Genomic DNA, 16,408 nt, shown 5'->3' with positions numbered 1-16,408 from the left:
ACGCTCAGCCGCGCGGCATCTGCAACGATGCGAAGCAGGTGAAGCCGCCCTGCCCGCGCTGCAGGCGGCGGATATAGCTCACATAGGCACGATTGCTCTCGTAGGTCGTACCGGGCAACTGTGTGCCGGACAGCGCCCGCTTGACCTCTTCACCCTTGAACGGTCGCGAAGCTGGCGGAAACGCGCCCTTCGTACCAGACGCGACGACGTTCCCGGCGGGATCGATGAAGCTGCCCGCGCGCCCCATGTCGGGCACCGGAATTTCGCAGTTCAGCACCGATCCGGCGGTCTGCGCCAGCGCCGGACGGATCGACACCACCGCCCCCGCGGTCACCGCGCCGAGCATCAACACGCGGCGGCGGCTTGCAATGCCCTCACCCGGTTCAGCCCGGTCTCGTTCGATCTGATCGTGGCCGTCGGTCGGCGTCTCGTCGCTCATGGCACCCCTGCTAGCGCATGCTGAGTTTCATATTCGCTAAGCCGAGGCAAGCACATGCCGCGTATCGTTGCGGGACTCGCAAGCGCTGACGCTCTTTCGATGCGGAGTCAGGGCGTGATCGTCCCGGATCACCTTCCGACGTTCGTCATGCCGTCCCCCCTGCCCCCGGCCGCTAACTTGGGCTAGCGCATCGCGCATGATGTCCCGATTCGTCCGACGGCTCAGCGGTGCGTTCACGATCGCGCTCGGCACCGCCGTCGGCGTCTATCTCGTTGAGGGGCGGATCGACGGTGCCGCCGTCGCCCTCGTCGGCACGGTCGCCGTCGCGCTTGCCGCGATGGGCCGCGGCGACGAAGGACAAGCGGTTACCGGCCACAATGCGCCGGATGCCGAAGCGCTGCTTGGCGAGGTGCTCGACGTGATCGCAGAGCCCGTGCTGCTGGTTCGCAGCGGCATCGTCACCTGCGCCAATGCCGCCGCCAAAGCATTGCTCGGCCGCCATATCGTCGGCGAGGACGTCCGCGTTGCGATCCGCCACCCCGCTGCCGCCGACCGGCTGACCTCCGGCGCGCCACTGCCCGGCCGTCCCGTGGAACTCGTCGGGCTCGGCACCCCCGATCAGCGGTGGGAAATGCGCACGGGCGAAACAGGCGATGGCGCGCGGATTGTCCATCTCGTCGATCAGTCGGGCAATTATGCTGCGGAAAAGATGCGCGTCGATTTCGTGGCAAACGCCAGCCATGAACTCCGTACGCCGCTCGCCTCGATCCTCGGCTTCATTGAAACGCTGAACGAAGAAGCCGGCGAGGACCCCGGTCTGCGCAAACGCTTCCTCGACGTGATGTTCGCCGAGGCACAGCGGATGCAGAGACTGGTCGAGGATCTGATCTCGTTATCGCGCATCGAGGCGGAGAAATACCGGCTGCCCGGCGACCGTCTTGATCTCGGCGAATTGCTCGAGGATGTCGCTGCGGAGATCGAGGCGGCGCGCAGCCCACGGGCGGAGAATGTCGCGATCACCATCGAACCCGACCTGCCGCACGTGATCGGCGATGAGGCGCAGCTATCGCAGTTGCTTCACAACCTGATCGGTAATGCGATGAAATACGGACGCCCCGGCTCCCCCGTGATCGCGACGCTCGGCCTCGACCGCTCCGGGCTGCTGCGCCTCACGGTCACCGACGAAGGCGAAGGCATCGCCCCGCAGCACATCCCGCGCCTGACCGAACGCTTCTACCGTGTCGATGCCGGTCGCAGCCGAAGCGTCGGCGGCACCGGATTGGGCCTGGCGATCGTCAAGCACATCGTCGAGCGCCACCGCGGTCGGCTGGACATCGCCAGCAAGGTCGGGGTCGGTACTGTCGTCACCGTCGCGATCCCGTCAGCAGACGCACTTGCCGGCACACCGACCGGAACCGCTGTCATCAAAGGGTAACCGAACCGTCACACAGGCGGGGCGTGGGCAAGCGAATTCTCTTTTTTGGTCTGACGCTGTGCCTCGCGGGCTGTCAGGATCAGGCGAACGGCGGCGGTGGCGGATCGCGCGATCAGATCACCGCGGTCGGATCGTCCACCGTCTATCCCTTCACCACCCTCGTCGCCGAATCCTTCGTCGCCAACAATCCCGATGCGAAGGCGCCGGTGATCGAATCGACCGGCACCGGTGCGGGCATGAAGCTGTTCTGCGCCGGCGTGGGCGCGGGCCACCCGGATATCGAGGACGCGTCGCGCCGGATGAAGCGCAGCGAATATGCCGCCTGTCGGAATAACGGCGTCGGCCCGGTCATGGAGGTGCAGGTCGGCATCGACGGCATCGCCTTTGCCGAGGCGAAGAACGGGCCGGGGATGACCCTGACGCCCGCCGACCTCTATCGCGCGCTGGCCGCAGCGCCACTCGGTCGCCCCAATACCGCGAAGGTCTGGCGCGACGTCAACCCGGCGCTGCCGGCGACACCGATCCAGGTCTATGGCCCACCGGCGACCAGCGGCACCCGGGATGCCCTTGCCGAACTGATCCTGACGCGCGGATGCGAGACGATCAACCCGCGCGCGAAGACGCTCGACCCGGAGGCGCACAAGGCGCTGTGCACGCGGGTGCGCGAGGATGGCGTCTATGTCGATGCCGGCGAGAACGACAATCTGATCGTCCAGAAACTCGCCGCCAATCCGAACGCGATCGGCGTGTTCGGTTACAGCTACCTCGAACAGAATCTCGGCACCGTGGACGGCGTCGCGATCGACGGCGTGAAGCCGACCTATGCGACGATCGCCGCGGGCGCCTACCCCGGATCGCGCCCGCTCTACGTGTACGTCAAGAAGGCGCACCTCCGCGCCATCCCGGGCCTCACGACCTTCCTGAAGCTGTATGCCGCCGCCTGGGGGCCGGACGGCCCGCTGGTCCGCCGCGGCCTGATCGCCGCACCGGAAGCGGTGCGGGCGAAGGCGGCAGCGGTGGTGGCGAACGAGACGCCGCTGAACCCGGCGGAGCTGGGGTCGTGACCCCCGCCCCGCGCCCGCCGTCACCCTGGCCCCGTTCCGGGGTCCACCGTGCCGCTACGGCAAGGCCAGAGGCTCGAAGCGTTTCCCTCGCCGAGAAGTGGACCCCGGAACAAGTCCGGGGTGACAGAGGATGTGTGGCAACCAACCCGTGTTCCCGCGGACGCGGGAACCCAGGATCAAGCAGGATTGCCGGCGTTGTCGCACGGAACCCCGGCCTTCGGTGTGCGCGGGCGAACGGCCTGGCTACGGGCGTGACCCGATGACCGGCCTCGCCATCATCCTCGTCGTCTTCGGCTTGGTGCTGATCGGCTGGCTCGCCGCGCGCATGCGTGCTGCGACCTTCCGCAAGCCCGGCGTCGCGCGCTTCACCGCCCTCCCCGTCCACTACGGCTATTTCGTCGCGATCTGCGCCCTCGTGCCGCCACTGCTGTTCCTCGGCATCTGGAGTCTCACCTCACCCGCGCTGGTCACCGATGCGGTGATCGCCACGCCCGCCGCCGCCGCGCTGCCGCCGATCGGATTCGAGCGCGCCTCGATCCTCGCCGAAGCGCGCGAACTCGCCGCCGGGCGCAGCTACGGCGCGTTCCACGACCTGTCGGCAAAGCTCGCCCCCGCCTATGCCGCCGCACAAAGCCGCTACGACTGGATCGCCACCGCGGTCGCGCTGCTGCTCGCCTTCGTCGGCGGCGGCTTCGCCTTCACCCGCGTGCGCCCGGATTTCGCCGCCCGTACACAGGTCGAGCGCGGCGTCATGCTGCTGCTGCTCGCCGCCTCGCTGATCGCGATCCTGACCACCGTCGGCATCGTCGCATCGCTGCTGTACGAATCCGCACGCTTCTTCAGCATCGTGGGCGTCGGCGAATTCCTGTTCGGCACGCATTGGTCACCACAGGTCATCGACGCGCGCGATCCCGGCGCATCGCTCGGCGCGGTCCCGCTGTTCTGGGGGACGTTCTTCATCGGCGCGGTCATCGCGATGGCGGTGTCGATCCCGTTCGGGCTGATGAGCGCGATCTACCTGACGCAATATGCGCACGCCCGCACGCGCCGCTGGATGAAGCCGGTGCTGGAGATGCTCGCCGGCGTGCCCACCGTCGTCTACGGCTATTTCGCCGCGCTCACCGTCGCCCCCGCCGTGCGCGAACTGGGCCTGACGCTCGGCATCGCCAACGCCTCGTCGGAAAGCGCGCTGGCAGCGGGCGCGGTGATGGGGATAATGATCATCCCCTTCGTCAGTTCGATGGCCGACGATTCGATCGCCGCCGTCCCCGCATCGATGCGTGACGGCAGCCTCGCGATGGGCGCGACCAGTTCGGAAACGATCCGCAAGGTCATCCTGCCCGCGGCGCTGCCCGGCGTCGTCGGCGGCATCTTGCTGGCGGTGTCGCGCGCGATCGGCGAGACGATGATCGTAGTCATGGCGGCCAGCGGCGTCGCGACGCTCACCGCCAACCCCTTCGCCAGCACCACCACGGTCACCAAGCAGATCGTCGACCTGCTCACCGGCGAGGCGGAGTTCGACAGCGCCAAGACGCTCGCCGCCTTCGCACTCGGCCTGACCTTGTTCGTCATCACGCTGGCGCTGAACGTCGTCGCCCTGACCGTCGTGAAGCGGTATCGGGAAGCCTATGAGTAACGCCCGCCAGCCCACGGACTGGAAGGCCGCAGCCGTCCAGCGCCGCACCCGCCGCCGCTATGCCGCCGAGCGCCGTTTCCGGCTGCTGGGGCTGGCCGCGGTATGGCTGTCGGCAAGCTTCCTCGCCTTCCTGCTCGCGAGCATGCTGTGGCAGGGCGCGAGCGGCTTCCGCCAGACCCGCGTCGCCCTGCCGATCGACCTCGCCGCCGCGAAGCTGATGGTGACGCCCGCACAGCTGAAAGGCCGCGGTGCCGACCTCGCGCTTGCCGGCGCAGGGCTGGAAGGCATCGTCGATCGCGCGGCCGTGCAGGCCTATGGCGGCGCCGGCACCGACCTGCTGTCGGATGGCGCATGGCTGGTGGTGCGGGATGCGATCAAGCGCGATCCTGCCGTGCTCACCCGCCGGGTCACTATCGATGTGCCCGTCGACAGCGCCCTCGACGTCGCCGCCAAGCGCGACGGAACCCCGCAGGCCGAAGCGATCATCGCCAGACTGAAGGCGCAGGGTGCGCTCACCACGGGTTGGAACCTCGGCTTCCTCACCGCGGCGGACTCGACCGACCCGACCCGCGTCGGCATTTGGGGCGCATTCAAGGGGTCGCTGCTCACCATGCTGGTGACGATCGGCCTCGCCTTCCCGATCGGGGTGCTCGCCGCGCTCTATCTCGAGGAATACGCCCCGCGGAACCGCTGGACCGACCTGATCGAGGTGTCGATCAACAACCTCGCCGCCGTCCCCTCGATCATCTTCGGCCTGCTGGGGCTGGCGGTGTTCCTCGGCACCTTCCACCTGCCCCGTTCCGCGCCGCTGGTCGGCGGGCTCACGCTCGCACTGATGACGATGCCCGTCATCGTCATCGCCGGTCGCAACGCGATCAAGGCTGTGCCGCCGTCGATCCGCGACGCTGCTTTGGCGGTGGGCGCATCGCCGGTGCAGGTGGTGTTCGACCACGTCCTGCCGCTCGCGCTGCCCGGCATCCTCACCGGCACGATCATCGGTATGGCCAGAGCGCTTGGCGAGACCGCGCCGCTGCTGATGATCGGCATGCGCGCCTTCATCGCCGCCCCGCCATCGCGGCTGACAGACCCCGCAACGGTTCTGCCGGTGCAGATATTCCTGTGGTCCGACGACGTCGACCGCGGCTTCATCGAGAAGACATCGGCGGCGATCATCGTGCTGCTGGTGTTCCTGCTCGCGATGAACGGCCTCGCCATCTACCTCCGCAACCGTTTCGAGACCCGCTGGTGACCCACAAGATCTCTGCGCATGACGTCAGCGTCTTCTACGGCGCGAAACAGGCGATCGACCATGTCTCGATCGACGTCGATCAGGACAATGTCGTCGCCTTCATCGGCCCGTCGGGCTGCGGTAAATCCACCTTCCTGCGCACGCTCAACCGGATGAACGACACCGTCGCCTCCGCCCGCGTGACCGGCGAGATCCTGCTCGACGGCGAGGATATCTACGCCAGCAGCATGGACGTAGTGCAGCTACGCGCCCGCGTCGGCATGGTGTTCCAGAAGCCCAATCCCTTCCCCAAATCGATCTACGAAAACGTCGCCTACGGTCCCCGCATCCACGGCCTCGCCACCGCCCGCGCCGACCTCGACGCGATGGTCGAACAGTCGCTCCGCCGCGCCGGTTTGTGGGACGAGGTGAAGGACCGCCTCACCGACAGCGGCACAGCGCTGTCCGGCGGCCAGCAGCAGCGGCTCTGCATCGCCCGGGCCATCGCCGTCGATCCGGAGGTAATCCTGATGGACGAACCGTGCAGCGCGCTCGACCCGATCGCGACCGCCAAGATCGAGGAACTGATCCACGAGCTGAAGGGGCGCTACGCGATCGTGATCGTCACCCACAACATGCAGCAGGCGGCGCGCGTATCGCAACAGACCGCCTTCTTCCACCTCGGCCAGTTGGTCGAGTTCGGCGCTACGAGCGATATTTTTACCAACCCGCGGGAGGAGCGCACCCGCGACTACATTACCGGACGGTACGGCTAATGGTGGAACATACGGTCAAGGCATTCGACGCCGATATCGGGCAGCTGCGGGGTATGATCTCGCAGATGGGGGGGCTGGCGGAGGATGCCATCGCGCTGGCGATGCAGGCGTTGCAACGCCCCGACCCCGAACTCGCCGCGCGCGTTCGCGCCGACGACAAGGCGATCGACGCGATCGAGGCGGAGGTCGAGCGGCTCGCCGTCCGCATCATCGCCCTGCGCGCGCCGATGGCGGTCGACCTGCGCGAAGTCGTCGCGGCGCTGAAGATCGCGGCGGTGGTCGAGCGCATCGGCGATTACGCCAAGAACATCGCCAAGCGTGTTCCCATGATCGACGGCGAACACCGTATCGAGCCGCTTTCGCTGCTCCCCGCGATGGCGCGGATGGCGAGCGACATGGTGCGCGCCGCGCTCGATGCCTTCGCCGCCCGCGACGCGGAATCCGCCGTCCGGGTCGTGGAGAGCGACGCCGCGCTTGATGATTTTTACGACAGCATCTTCCGCACGCTCGTCACCTACATGGTCGAGAACCCGCGCACGATCAGCCAGGTCGCCCACCTGCTGTTCGTCGCCAAGAATCTGGAACGCATCGGCGACCACGCGACCAACGTCGCCGAGATGGTCTATTTCGCCGCAACCGGCACCCAAATGGCCGACCGCGACCGCGGCGGCAATAACGAGGACAGACGCTGATGGCACGCGCATCCATGCTGCTGGTCGAGGACGATGCCGCCCTCGCCGAACTGCTGATCTATCACTTCAAGCGTGAGGATTTCGAGGTCGCGCACACTCCCGATGGCGAGGAGGCGCTGCTGCTCGCCAAGGAAAAGGCGCCCGACATCGTCCTGCTCGACTGGATGGTCGAGGGATTGAGCGGGATCGAGGTCTGCCGCCGCCTGCGCCGGATGACCGAGACGCAGAACGTTCCCATCATCATGCTGACCGCGCGCGGCGAGGAAGAGGACCGCATCCGCGGCCTCGAAACCGGCGCGGACGATTACGTCACCAAGCCCTTCAGTCCCCGCGAACTCGTTGCCCGCGTCAGCGCGGTGCTGCGCCGCGTCCGCCCGGCGCTCGCCGGCGAAGCGCTGACCTATGACGACATCGAGATGGACACCGTCGGCCACAAGGTCCGCCGCTCGGGCGAGGTCGTGCCGCTCGGGCCGACAGAATTCCGCCTGCTCAAGCATTTCCTCGAACATCCCGGCTGGGTGTTCAGCCGCGAACGGCTGCTCGACGCAGTGTGGGGACATGACAGCGACATCGAGAGCCGCACCGTCGACGTCCACATCCGCCGCCTGCGCAAGGCGATCAACATCGGCGAACGACCCGACCTGATCCGCACGGTGCGTTCTGCCGGATATTCGCTCGATTCGGGCGCGTAATAGAATCGGGCGCGAAACGAAGGAGAAAAGTCGGAACTGGGACGTTGGGCGGGGGCGCTGACGAAAAATGCAGCGCATGAGATTCCTAAGGAGACCCCGCAATGAAGCTCATTCTGCTGGCCGCCACGGCCCTGATCTCTGTTCCTGTCCTGGCACAGACCACTCCGGCGGCGCCCCCCGCACAGACCGCTCCCGCCGGCGCCGCCGATCAGAGCATGACGCCGCCGCCCGCCGATGCGTCCACGCCGCCGGCAGATGCGGCCGCTCCTGCAGATCCTGCCGCCGCAGCGGCCCCGGCCCCGGCGGACGCCGCACCGATGCCACAGGCATCGACGCCTGCGCCGATGACGACGGGTTCGGGATCGCCGGCGGGTGGTTACGCGCCAACCGGTTCCGCGCTGAGCGGTGGCACCCCGGGCAGCACGCTGCCACCGGTGTTCCGCCCGGCGCAGACCCCCGATCAGGCCTATCCCGCTCCCGCCCCGCTCGCCAAATATCCGGTGTGCAAGAAGGGTCAGTACGACCAGTGCATCCAGCGCGGCGGCAAGTAAGGTCGATGTCGCGGCAACCGGCATGACCGGTTGCCACATCGCACCTAACGTTTAGGTAAAGGCGCTCCAACGATAGTGAGGAGCGCCTTTTCCATGTCCCCCATCCGCTTCGACGGCAAGGTCGCGATCGTCACCGGTGCCGGCAATGGCCTTGGTCGCCACTATGCGCTCGAACTGGCGCGCCGCGGTGCCAGAGTGGTCGTCAACGATCTGGGCGGGTCACGGGACGGCACCGGCCATTCCGACGCGGCGCTGGCCGTGGTGGACGAAATCCATGCTGCCGGCGGCGAGGCGATGTCCAACGGTGGCAACGTCGCGGAATACGACCAGATGGCCGAGATGGTCGCGAAAGCTGGGGAGGCCTGGGGCGGCGTCCACATCCTCATCAACAACGCAGGCGTGTTGCGCGACAAAACCTTCGCGAAGATGGACCCTGCCGATTTCGAATTCGTCGTACGCGTCCACCTGCTGGGCTCCGCCTTTGCTACGAAAGCGTGCTGGGATACGTTTCGCGAGCAGAATTACGGCCGCGTACTGATGACCGCATCGTCGAGCGGGCTGTTCGGCAATTTCGGTCAGGCAAACTACGGTGCGGCCAAGATGGGCATCGCAGGTCTGGCCCGGACACTCGGCATCGAAGGCGCGAAGAACGACATCCGCGTCAACACGATTGCGCCGACAGCGGGCACGCGCATGACCGAAGACCTGTTTCCCAAGCAGGCCTTCGACGCATTCGCGCCTGAAAAGGTCGCCCCCGGCGCGCTCTATCTGGTCAGCGAGGAGGCCCCCAGCAACGTGATCCTCGGCGCCGGTGCCGGCGTGTTCCAGTCGTCCTACGTTACGCTTACCCCCGGCACACTGCTGACCGGCGATGATCTGTCACCCGAGGGCGTCGCCGCGCACTGGACTGCGGTCACGGATCGCACCGGAGAGATCGTGCCGAAGATGGGAGGCGAGCAGGCGATGGCGATCGGCAAGCTGCTCCAAAGCGGCTGAACGGCAGCCCAGGCGCGATCGTCTGACCACATTCCAGACCGTCATCCCCGCACACGCGCCGATCCGGACGCACGCTGACAGGAATAGACCGCGGGCACTGCGACCATGGGTGCCCGCCTGCACACGGATGACAGATCATCGAGAGGCTGGCGCACCATCCTCCCAAAGGTGTATTGATTCAATAACACACAGCTGGTACGCTCACGCATCAACAGGGAGGATCACTATGTACAGCGAAAGCGACATTGATGGTGCGGTGACGGCCGGGGCTATATCACGAGAGGCCGCAGCAGCGTTGCGCGCGCACATCGCGGCTAGCCATGAGGCGCCGGCCGTGGACGAAGAGCATTTCCGGCTGCTCACCGGCTTCAACGACATCTTCGTTTCCATAGCGATCGTCCTGCTACTGGTCGCCCTTGGCCAGATCGGTCTTCGCCTGTCCTATCCGCTGGCTGGCGGGCTGGTTGCCGGCGGGGCGTGGCTGCTGGCGGAATATTTCACCGCACGACGCCGCATGGCGCTGCCGAGCATCCTGCTGCTGATCGCTTTCGTCGGCGGTGTAGCGGGGGCGCTCGCCGGCGCGGTGGAACTGGTCGCACCGGACATCGATGGCCGGGAAGGTGCGCTGGCAGCTGCCGGTATCGCACTGTGTGCGGCGGGGGCGGCGTGGCTGCACTGGCGGCGCTTCATGGTACCGATCACCGTCGCGGCTGGTGCGGCCGCGCTGGTCGCCACAGCCATCGGCCTTGTCCTCGCAGCGGTTCCGCAGATCGAGAAAGCGGTCTGGCCGTTGCTGCTGATCGGTGGCCTTGGCGTCTTCGCCACGGCGATGCGCTGGGACATGAGCGATACGCAGCGCCAGACCCGCCGCTCCGACGTCGCGTTCTGGCTCCACCTCACCGCCGCCCCGATGATCGCGCATTCGATCTTCCAGATGCTGGGCGTATTCAGGGCGGATATCGGCGTCGCCATGGCGATCGTCGTGGTGGCGCTGTACATCGCGTTCGCCGCCATCGCACTGGCAGTCGATCGCCGGGCGCTGCTCGTATCCGGCCTCGCTTATGTTCTGGCTGCGCTCTACGCGCTGTTCCGCAGCGCGGGAGCGGTCGAACTGGGAACGGCGCTTACCGCCTTCGTGATCGGGTCGGCGCTGCTGTGCCTCTCGGCGTTCTGGCAGCCGATGCGTCGTGCGGTCGTGACCGCCTTGTCGCAATCGCTGCGCCATCGCCTGCCGCCGGTAGCGATGGCCTGATCGCCGCCGACAATCGCTCGTGCCAACCGAACGCAGCAGCCCGGAATCCATGACGGAATCCGGGCTGTTTCGCTCTGCCGGCAATGACGACTGCCGTTCTAGTCGACCAGCTTCATCAGCCGCCGCTCAACGGGTGCGAGCACCGGACCCAGTTCATGGCCACGCTTGAGCACCATGCCCTGTTCGCCGATCAGCGCCCACATCCCCTGTCGCCCGCGCAGCGCCGGGCGTTTCTCGATCCGGAATTCCGGGCGCTCGGCGGCACGGCGAAACGCCGCGAAAACCGCGGCATCCTTGCCGAGGTTCATGGCATAATCCTTCCAGTGCCCGGCAGCGACCATGCGGCCATACAGGTCGAGGATCCGGGTGAGCTCGGCACGTTCGAAGCCGATCTGCGATGGCTGCCCACCATGCGGAAACGGTGTGACGATCCCCATCAGGCGCGATCACGCTCCGCTTCGGGCGCCTGTTCCGCCAACAGCGCATCCAGCCGCTTGCGCATCGATTCCAGCTCGCAGCGCATGATCTCCATCTTCTGCGTCGCCGGATCGAACATGTCGCTGCACGGGGTGCCGTAAGGAACGAAGCGCGCCGGCGCAGCGGACGCCCCGCCTTCGACCATCGTCGCGCGTGCCGGGATGCCGACCATCACCGCGCCTTCGGGCACGTCCTTCGTCACCACTGCGTTGGCGCCGACGCGCGCGCGTCGGTCGACCAGAATCGGCCCCAGCACCTGCGCACCCGATCCGATGATGACGCCGTCGGCCAGCGTCGGGTGCCGCTTGCCCGCGACGCCGTTATCGGGGCTGGTGCCACCGAGCGTGACGCATTGATAGATGGTGACGTCGTCGCCGATCTCCGCCGTTTCGCCGATTACGACGAAACCGTGGTCGATGAAGAAGTTACGGCCGATCTTGGCGCCCGGATGGATGTCTATCGCGGTCCATGCCCGCGCGATGTGGTTGACCAGCCGCGCCATGAAGAACCAGCGCCGCCGGTACAAAGCATGCGCGATGCGGTGGAACCCCAGCGCCCATACCCCCGGATACAGCAGGATTTCGGCCCGCGAATGCGGTGCCGGATCGCGCGCCCGGATCGAATCGAGATAGGCGGCGAACCGTCCGAACATCCATCGTTCCCCTTGCAGACCTCCGCATGTAATCTTTCCGGCAACCGATTTCCATGCCCGCCCGGTCGCAACTTTGCCGTGGCAAACTCCAGCTTTGTTGTAGGGATTGCGTACGCCGTGCACGGTGCATGGGTCTGAACCGTTTCGCGTCCTTCCGGAGTTACCGTCGCCGATGCCCGAGTTTCTTACCGCCATCGACTGGAGCCAGGTGTTGCCGTTCATCGCGATCGGTTTCGCCGCGCAGGTCGTCGACGGCGCGCTCGGCATGGCATTCGGCGTCATCAATTCGACATTGCTGGTGACCGTGATGGGCGTGCCTCCCGCGGTCGCCTCGGCCAGCGTGCATGCCGTGGAAACCTTCACCACCGCCGCGTCGGGCGTCAGCCACATCGTTCACAAGAACGTCGACTGGAAGCTGTTTCGACGGCTGGTGATTCCCGGGGTGATCGGCGCGATATTGGGCGCGACACTGCTGAGCAACGTCGATGCGTCGGTCGCGAAACCGTTCGTGATGCTGTATCTCGCCTGCATCGGCATCTATCTGTTGTTTCGTGCGGTGAAGGGGCGGATCGAGCCGCGGAAGCCCAGAGTGATCGCGCCGCTCGGGCTGATCGGCGGTTTTCTCGACGCGGCGGGCGGCGGCGGCTGGGGGCCGGTGGTGACCAGCAACCTGCTGATCCAGGGCGCGACGCCGCGGCATACGATCGGCACCGTCAACACCGCGGAGTTCTTCCTGACCGCGACGGCGTCGGTCACCTTCTTCTTCGCGCTCGGTTGGTCGGCGTTCACGCTGCATACGCTCGGCATCCTGATCGGCGGCATCATCGCCGCGCCGTTGGGCGGCGTGCTGGCGAAGCGCGTACCGACCCGGGGACTGATGGCGCTGGTCGGCGTGCTGCTGACGCTCACCAGCGCCTGGTCCGTCTACGCCGCACTCGCGAAGTGATTCGCGCACGCAAGTGCATGGCCTAAGGTGCTACGATCGTTATTGATCGGCTTATCCGATCACGCAGTGCAAACAGATTAATTTTGCGCTGCGGCATGAGCACCTATATCCGGTTCACACCATTCAATACCGGAGACCAACATGGCCCTCATCGGCAGCAAGCTGAAGCCGTTCACCACCCAGGCCTATAAGGAAGGCAAGTTCGTGCAGATCAGCGACGCTGACGTGCTGGGCAAGTGGGCGGTATTCTTTTTCTACCCGGCGGACTTCACGTTCGTCTGCCCGACCGAGCTGGAAGACCTCGCCGACGTATACCCCACGCTCCAGAAGATGGGCGTCGAGGTGTTCAGCGTGTCGACCGACACCCACTTCAGCCACAAGGCGTGGCATGACAGCTCGCCCGCGATCGGCAAGATCAATTACTTCATGCTGGGCGATCAGAACCACAGCATCAGCAACAACTTCGAGATCCTGCGCGAAGGCCAGGGCCTCGCCGATCGCGGCACGTTCGTGATCGATCCCGAAGGTGTGATCCAGCTGATCGAAGTGACCTCGGAAGGCGTCGGCCGCAACGCCGCTGAACTGCTCCGCAAGATCAAGGCCGCGCAGTATATCGCCGCGCATCCGGGCGAAGTCTGCCCCGCGAAGTGGGAAGAGGGCGAAGAGACGCTCGCCCCCAGCCTCGACCTCGTCGGCAAGATCTAAGCGATCCGGCACCCGTGTTCCTGCGCACGCAGGGATACGACGGCGCCTACCCCATCCCCGCCCTTCCCCGAGGGTCAGGGTGATCGCGGCCCGGGGTGGACACCTTCCACCCCGGGCCGTCTGTTAGACGACAGAATTTCCAGGAGTTTCCGCCATGCTCGACGCCAATCTGACGCAGCAGTTGAAGGCCTATCTGGTCAACATCCGCCAGCCCATAGAGCTGGTCGCGAGCCTCGGTGACGACGCCAAGTCGCGCCAGATGGCCGAACTGCTCGACGAGATCGCCGCGCTGTCCGACAAGATCGCGGTCGTCACCGCCGACGACAAGCGCAAGCCCAGCTTCATGATCCGCCGCGCCGGCACCGACATCGGCGTCCGCTTCGCCGGCCTGCCGATGGGCCACGAATTCACCAGCCTCGTGCTCGCCCTGCTTCAGGTCGGCGGTCACCCGTCAAAGGCCGCGCAGGAACTGATCCAGCAGGTCGAAGCGCTCGACGGCGATTTCCACTTCGAAACCTTCTTCTCGCTGTCCTGCGCCAACTGCCCCGACGTGGTGCAGGCGCTCAACCTGATGGCCGTCCTCAACCCGCGCGTCACGCACACCGCGATCGACGGCGCGCTGTTCCAGGACGAAGTCGCCACCCGCAAGGTGATGGCGGTGCCGACCGTGTTCCTCAACGGCGAACCCTTCGGTCAGGGCCGCATGGAAATGGAACAGATCGTCGCCAAGCTCGACACCGGCGCCACCGCGCGTACCGCGGAGAAGATCGCGCAGAAGGACCCGTTCGACGTCCTCGTCGTCGGCGGCGGCCCCGCCGGCGCGGCCGCGGCGATCTACACCGCGCGCAAGGGCATCCGCACCGGCATCGCCGCTGAGCGCTTCGGCGGGCAGGTGCTCGACACGATGGCGATCGAGAACTTCATCTCGGTCCAGCATACTGAGGGGCCAAAGCTCGCCGCTGAGCTGGAACGCCACGTCCGCGACTATGACGTCGACATCATGAACCTGCAACGCGCCGCCAAGCTGATCCCGGCGACCGGCGAAGGCGGCCTGCATGAGATCGTGCTCGACAGCGGCGCGTCGCTGAAAGCGAAGACCGTCATCCTCTCCACCGGCGCCCGCTGGCGCCAGATGAACGTGCCGGGCGAGGATGCATACAAGAACAAGGGCGTGGCCTATTGCCCGCATTGCGACGGCCCGCTCTACAAGGGCAAGCGCGTCGCGGTGATCGGCGGTGGCAATTCGGGTGTCGAGGCGGCGATCGATCTTGCCGGCATCGTCGCGCACGTCACGCTGATCGAATATGACAGCGACCTGCGCGCCGATGCGGTGCTCCAGCGCAAGCTCGCCAGCCTGCCCAACGTCCGCATCATCACCTCTGCGCTCACCACCGAAGTGCATGGCGACGGCGAGAAGGTGACCGCGCTGTCCTATCGCGACCGCAACACCGACGCGATGCACCGCGTCGATCTGGAGGGCATCTTCGTGCAGATCGGCCTCGTACCCAACACCGAATGGCTCGCCGGCGCGATCGCGCTCAGCCCCCGGGGCGAGATCGAGATCGACCACCGCGGCCACACCTCGCAGCCCGGCATCTTCGCCGCGGGCGACGTGACGACGGTGCCGTTCAAGCAGATCGTCATTGCGATGGGTGAGGGCTCGAAGGCGGCGCTGTCGGCGTTCGACCACCTCATCCGCCTGCCGGCGGAAGAGACCCACGACTGGGAAGAAGCGGCGGAGTAGCGTCCTAATTCCTCCCTCGCTTCAGCGGGGGAGCTGGCAGCGCAGCTGACGGAGGGGGCGTTTCCGCGAGCCTTTAGGTTAGTCGCTTACCTCCCCCTCCGTCACCGCTTTGCGGCGCCACCTCCCCCTGGCGGGGGAGGAATAAGGTAGCGAGGGGACTGGCGCGGCCTGCCCCGCCCCTCTATCCCGCCCGGCATGGCGGCGACTTACCTCCCCACGCTCAAACAGCTCCAATATCTCGTCGCGCTGAAGGACGCCGGCCACTTCGGCCGCGCCGCCGAAGCCTGCTTCGTCACCCAGTCCACTCTCTCGGCGGGTCTGCGCGAACTCGAAACCCTCATCGGCGTCACGCTTGTCGAGCGCACCCGCCGGGTCGTCCGCTTCACACCGTTGGGCGACCGCATCGCCGACAAGGCGCGCCGCGTCCTGCGCGAGGCAGAGGAACTCGGCGACATCGCCCGCGCCGCCGGTCGGCCGCTGTCGGGCGAAATGCGGATGAGCGTCATCCCGACGATCGCGCCGTTCATGCTCCCGCACATCCTCCCCCGCCTGCGCCGCGACTATCCCGACCTCAAGCTGTTCCTGCGCGAAGAACCCTCGGGCGCGGCCTGCGAAGGCCTCCACAACGGCCGCACGGACTGCGTGCTGCTCGCGCTGCCGTTCGCCTGCGGCGATGTCGCCTCATACCCGCTGTTCGACGACAAATTGTTCGTCGCCTATTTGCCACAGGATATGCCGAGTGATCCGCCCAGCATCCCCGCGTCACTGATCGACGAAACGCGCCTGTTGCTGCTGGAGGATGGCCACTGCCTGAAGGATCACGCGCTCTCCGCCTGCAACCGCCCCGAATTGCGCGCGGAGGCGACAATGCTCGGCACATCGTTGCACACGATCGTGCAGATGGTCGACAATGGCCTCGGCATGACGATGCTGCCCGAAATGGCGCTGAAGGCCGGTATCCTCGACCATACCGATATCGTAGCGCGGCCCCTCGACGCCGAAAATGCCATTCGCCGGATCGCACTGGTGTGGCGCAAGGCATCCCCACGCGAAAAGGACTTCCAGCTTCTCGCCGAGGCGCTGGCACAAGCCCGTTGATGCAACCCTGACGCCGCCCGGGCGT

17 protein-coding genes are annotated in these 16,408 nt (G+C 66.5%); 14 read left to right on the top strand and 3 right to left on the bottom strand.

All coding sequences use genetic code 11. The features are described from left to right. Positions 1-4 precede the first annotated feature (4 nt). The gene (locus tag NF699_18075) at positions 5-439 is read right to left on the bottom strand and encodes a hypothetical protein (GenBank protein USU04910.1); all 435 of its coding nucleotides are present in this window, start codon (positions 437-439) and stop codon (positions 5-7) included. Between the two features lie 196 nt (positions 440-635). Here NF699_18075 and NF699_18070 point away from each other — a divergent pair, with 196 nt between their 5' ends. The 10 genes from NF699_18070 to NF699_18025 all read left to right on the top strand — a co-directional run bounded on the left by NF699_18070 (position 636) and on the right by NF699_18025 (position 10,761). After that, positions 636-1,874, top strand: a complete 1,239-nt coding sequence (locus NF699_18070; GenBank protein USU04909.1) for an ATP-binding protein — start codon at positions 636-638, stop codon at positions 1,872-1,874. Positions 1,875-1,897: 23 nt separating this feature from the next. After that, on the top strand, positions 1,898-2,938 hold the full coding sequence (locus NF699_18065; GenBank protein USU04908.1) for a substrate-binding domain-containing protein: 1,041 nt from the start codon (positions 1,898-1,900) through the stop codon (positions 2,936-2,938). 259 nt (positions 2,939-3,197) lie between these two features. After that, entirely contained in the window at positions 3,198-4,574 is a 1,377-nt protein-coding gene (pstC, locus tag NF699_18060) for a phosphate ABC transporter permease subunit PstC (protein USU04907.1), read from the top strand. Beyond that, positions 4,567-5,823 (top strand): phosphate ABC transporter permease PstA, encoded by a 1,257-nt coding sequence (gene pstA / locus NF699_18055; protein USU04906.1) that lies wholly within the window; start codon positions 4,567-4,569, stop codon positions 5,821-5,823. The genes pstC and pstA overlap by 8 nt, the downstream gene beginning before the upstream one ends. Continuing rightward, positions 5,820-6,578, top strand: coding sequence for a phosphate ABC transporter ATP-binding protein PstB (gene pstB / locus NF699_18050; protein USU04905.1), 759 nt, complete (start codon positions 5,820-5,822; stop codon positions 6,576-6,578). The genes pstA and pstB overlap by 4 nt, the downstream gene beginning before the upstream one ends. Next, positions 6,578-7,270, top strand: coding sequence for a phosphate signaling complex protein PhoU (phoU, locus tag NF699_18045; protein ID USU04904.1), 693 nt, complete (start codon positions 6,578-6,580; stop codon positions 7,268-7,270). Before pstB ends, phoU begins: the two co-directional genes overlap by 1 nt. After that, complete coding sequence (phoB, locus tag NF699_18040; GenBank protein USU04903.1) at positions 7,270-7,962, top strand: phosphate regulon transcriptional regulator PhoB; 693 nt, start codon at positions 7,270-7,272, stop codon at positions 7,960-7,962. The genes phoU and phoB overlap by 1 nt, the downstream gene beginning before the upstream one ends. Positions 7,963-8,063: 101 nt before the next feature. Beyond that, entirely contained in the window at positions 8,064-8,513 is a 450-nt protein-coding gene (locus tag NF699_18035) for a hypothetical protein (protein USU04902.1), read from the top strand. A 93-nt stretch (positions 8,514-8,606) separates the two neighbouring features. Next, on the top strand, positions 8,607-9,509 hold the full coding sequence (locus NF699_18030) for an SDR family NAD(P)-dependent oxidoreductase (protein USU04901.1): 903 nt from the start codon (positions 8,607-8,609) through the stop codon (positions 9,507-9,509). Between the two features lie 226 nt (positions 9,510-9,735). Then, complete coding sequence (locus NF699_18025; protein ID USU04900.1) at positions 9,736-10,761, top strand: hypothetical protein; 1,026 nt, start codon at positions 9,736-9,738, stop codon at positions 10,759-10,761. 98 nt (positions 10,762-10,859) lie between these two features. Here NF699_18025 and NF699_18020 read toward each other — a convergent pair whose 3' ends face one another. Together NF699_18020 and NF699_18015 are read right to left on the bottom strand one after the other, a co-directional pair. Continuing rightward, complete coding sequence (locus NF699_18020) at positions 10,860-11,198, bottom strand: DUF2794 domain-containing protein (GenBank protein ID USU04899.1); 339 nt, start codon at positions 11,196-11,198, stop codon at positions 10,860-10,862. Further along, a complete protein-coding gene (locus tag NF699_18015) occupies positions 11,198-11,890 on the bottom strand; it encodes a serine acetyltransferase (GenBank protein ID USU04898.1) in 693 nt (230 codons plus the stop codon). The genes NF699_18020 and NF699_18015 overlap by 1 nt, the downstream gene beginning before the upstream one ends. A 172-nt stretch (positions 11,891-12,062) precedes the next feature. Between NF699_18015 and NF699_18010 the strand changes: the two genes are divergently transcribed. The 4 genes from NF699_18010 (at position 12,063) to NF699_17995 (ending at position 16,383) form a co-directional block, all read left to right on the top strand. Further along, positions 12,063-12,836: a sulfite exporter TauE/SafE family protein gene (locus NF699_18010; protein USU04897.1), complete on the top strand. Its 774-nt coding sequence runs from the start codon at positions 12,063-12,065 to the stop codon at positions 12,834-12,836. Positions 12,837-12,977: 141 nt separating this feature from the next. Further along, positions 12,978-13,541, top strand: coding sequence for an alkyl hydroperoxide reductase subunit C (gene ahpC, locus NF699_18005; GenBank protein ID USU04896.1), 564 nt, complete (start codon positions 12,978-12,980; stop codon positions 13,539-13,541). A 154-nt stretch (positions 13,542-13,695) separates the two neighbouring features. Beyond that, complete coding sequence (ahpF, locus tag NF699_18000) at positions 13,696-15,285, top strand: alkyl hydroperoxide reductase subunit F (GenBank protein USU04895.1); 1,590 nt, start codon at positions 13,696-13,698, stop codon at positions 15,283-15,285. A gap of 195 nt (positions 15,286-15,480) precedes the next feature. Continuing rightward, positions 15,481-16,383 (top strand): hydrogen peroxide-inducible genes activator, encoded by a 903-nt coding sequence (locus NF699_17995; protein USU04894.1) that lies wholly within the window; start codon positions 15,481-15,483, stop codon positions 16,381-16,383. The last annotated feature ends 25 nt before the right edge of the window (positions 16,384-16,408 follow it).

The sequence above is a fragment of the Sphingomonadaceae bacterium OTU29LAMAA1 genome (assembly GCA_024072375.1).
In the GTDB taxonomy this organism is placed as follows: Bacteria; Pseudomonadota; Alphaproteobacteria; order Sphingomonadales; family Sphingomonadaceae; genus Sphingomonas.
Note: the sequence above shows the minus strand (reverse complement) of the source record. Positions and strands in the feature narration are given on the sequence as shown.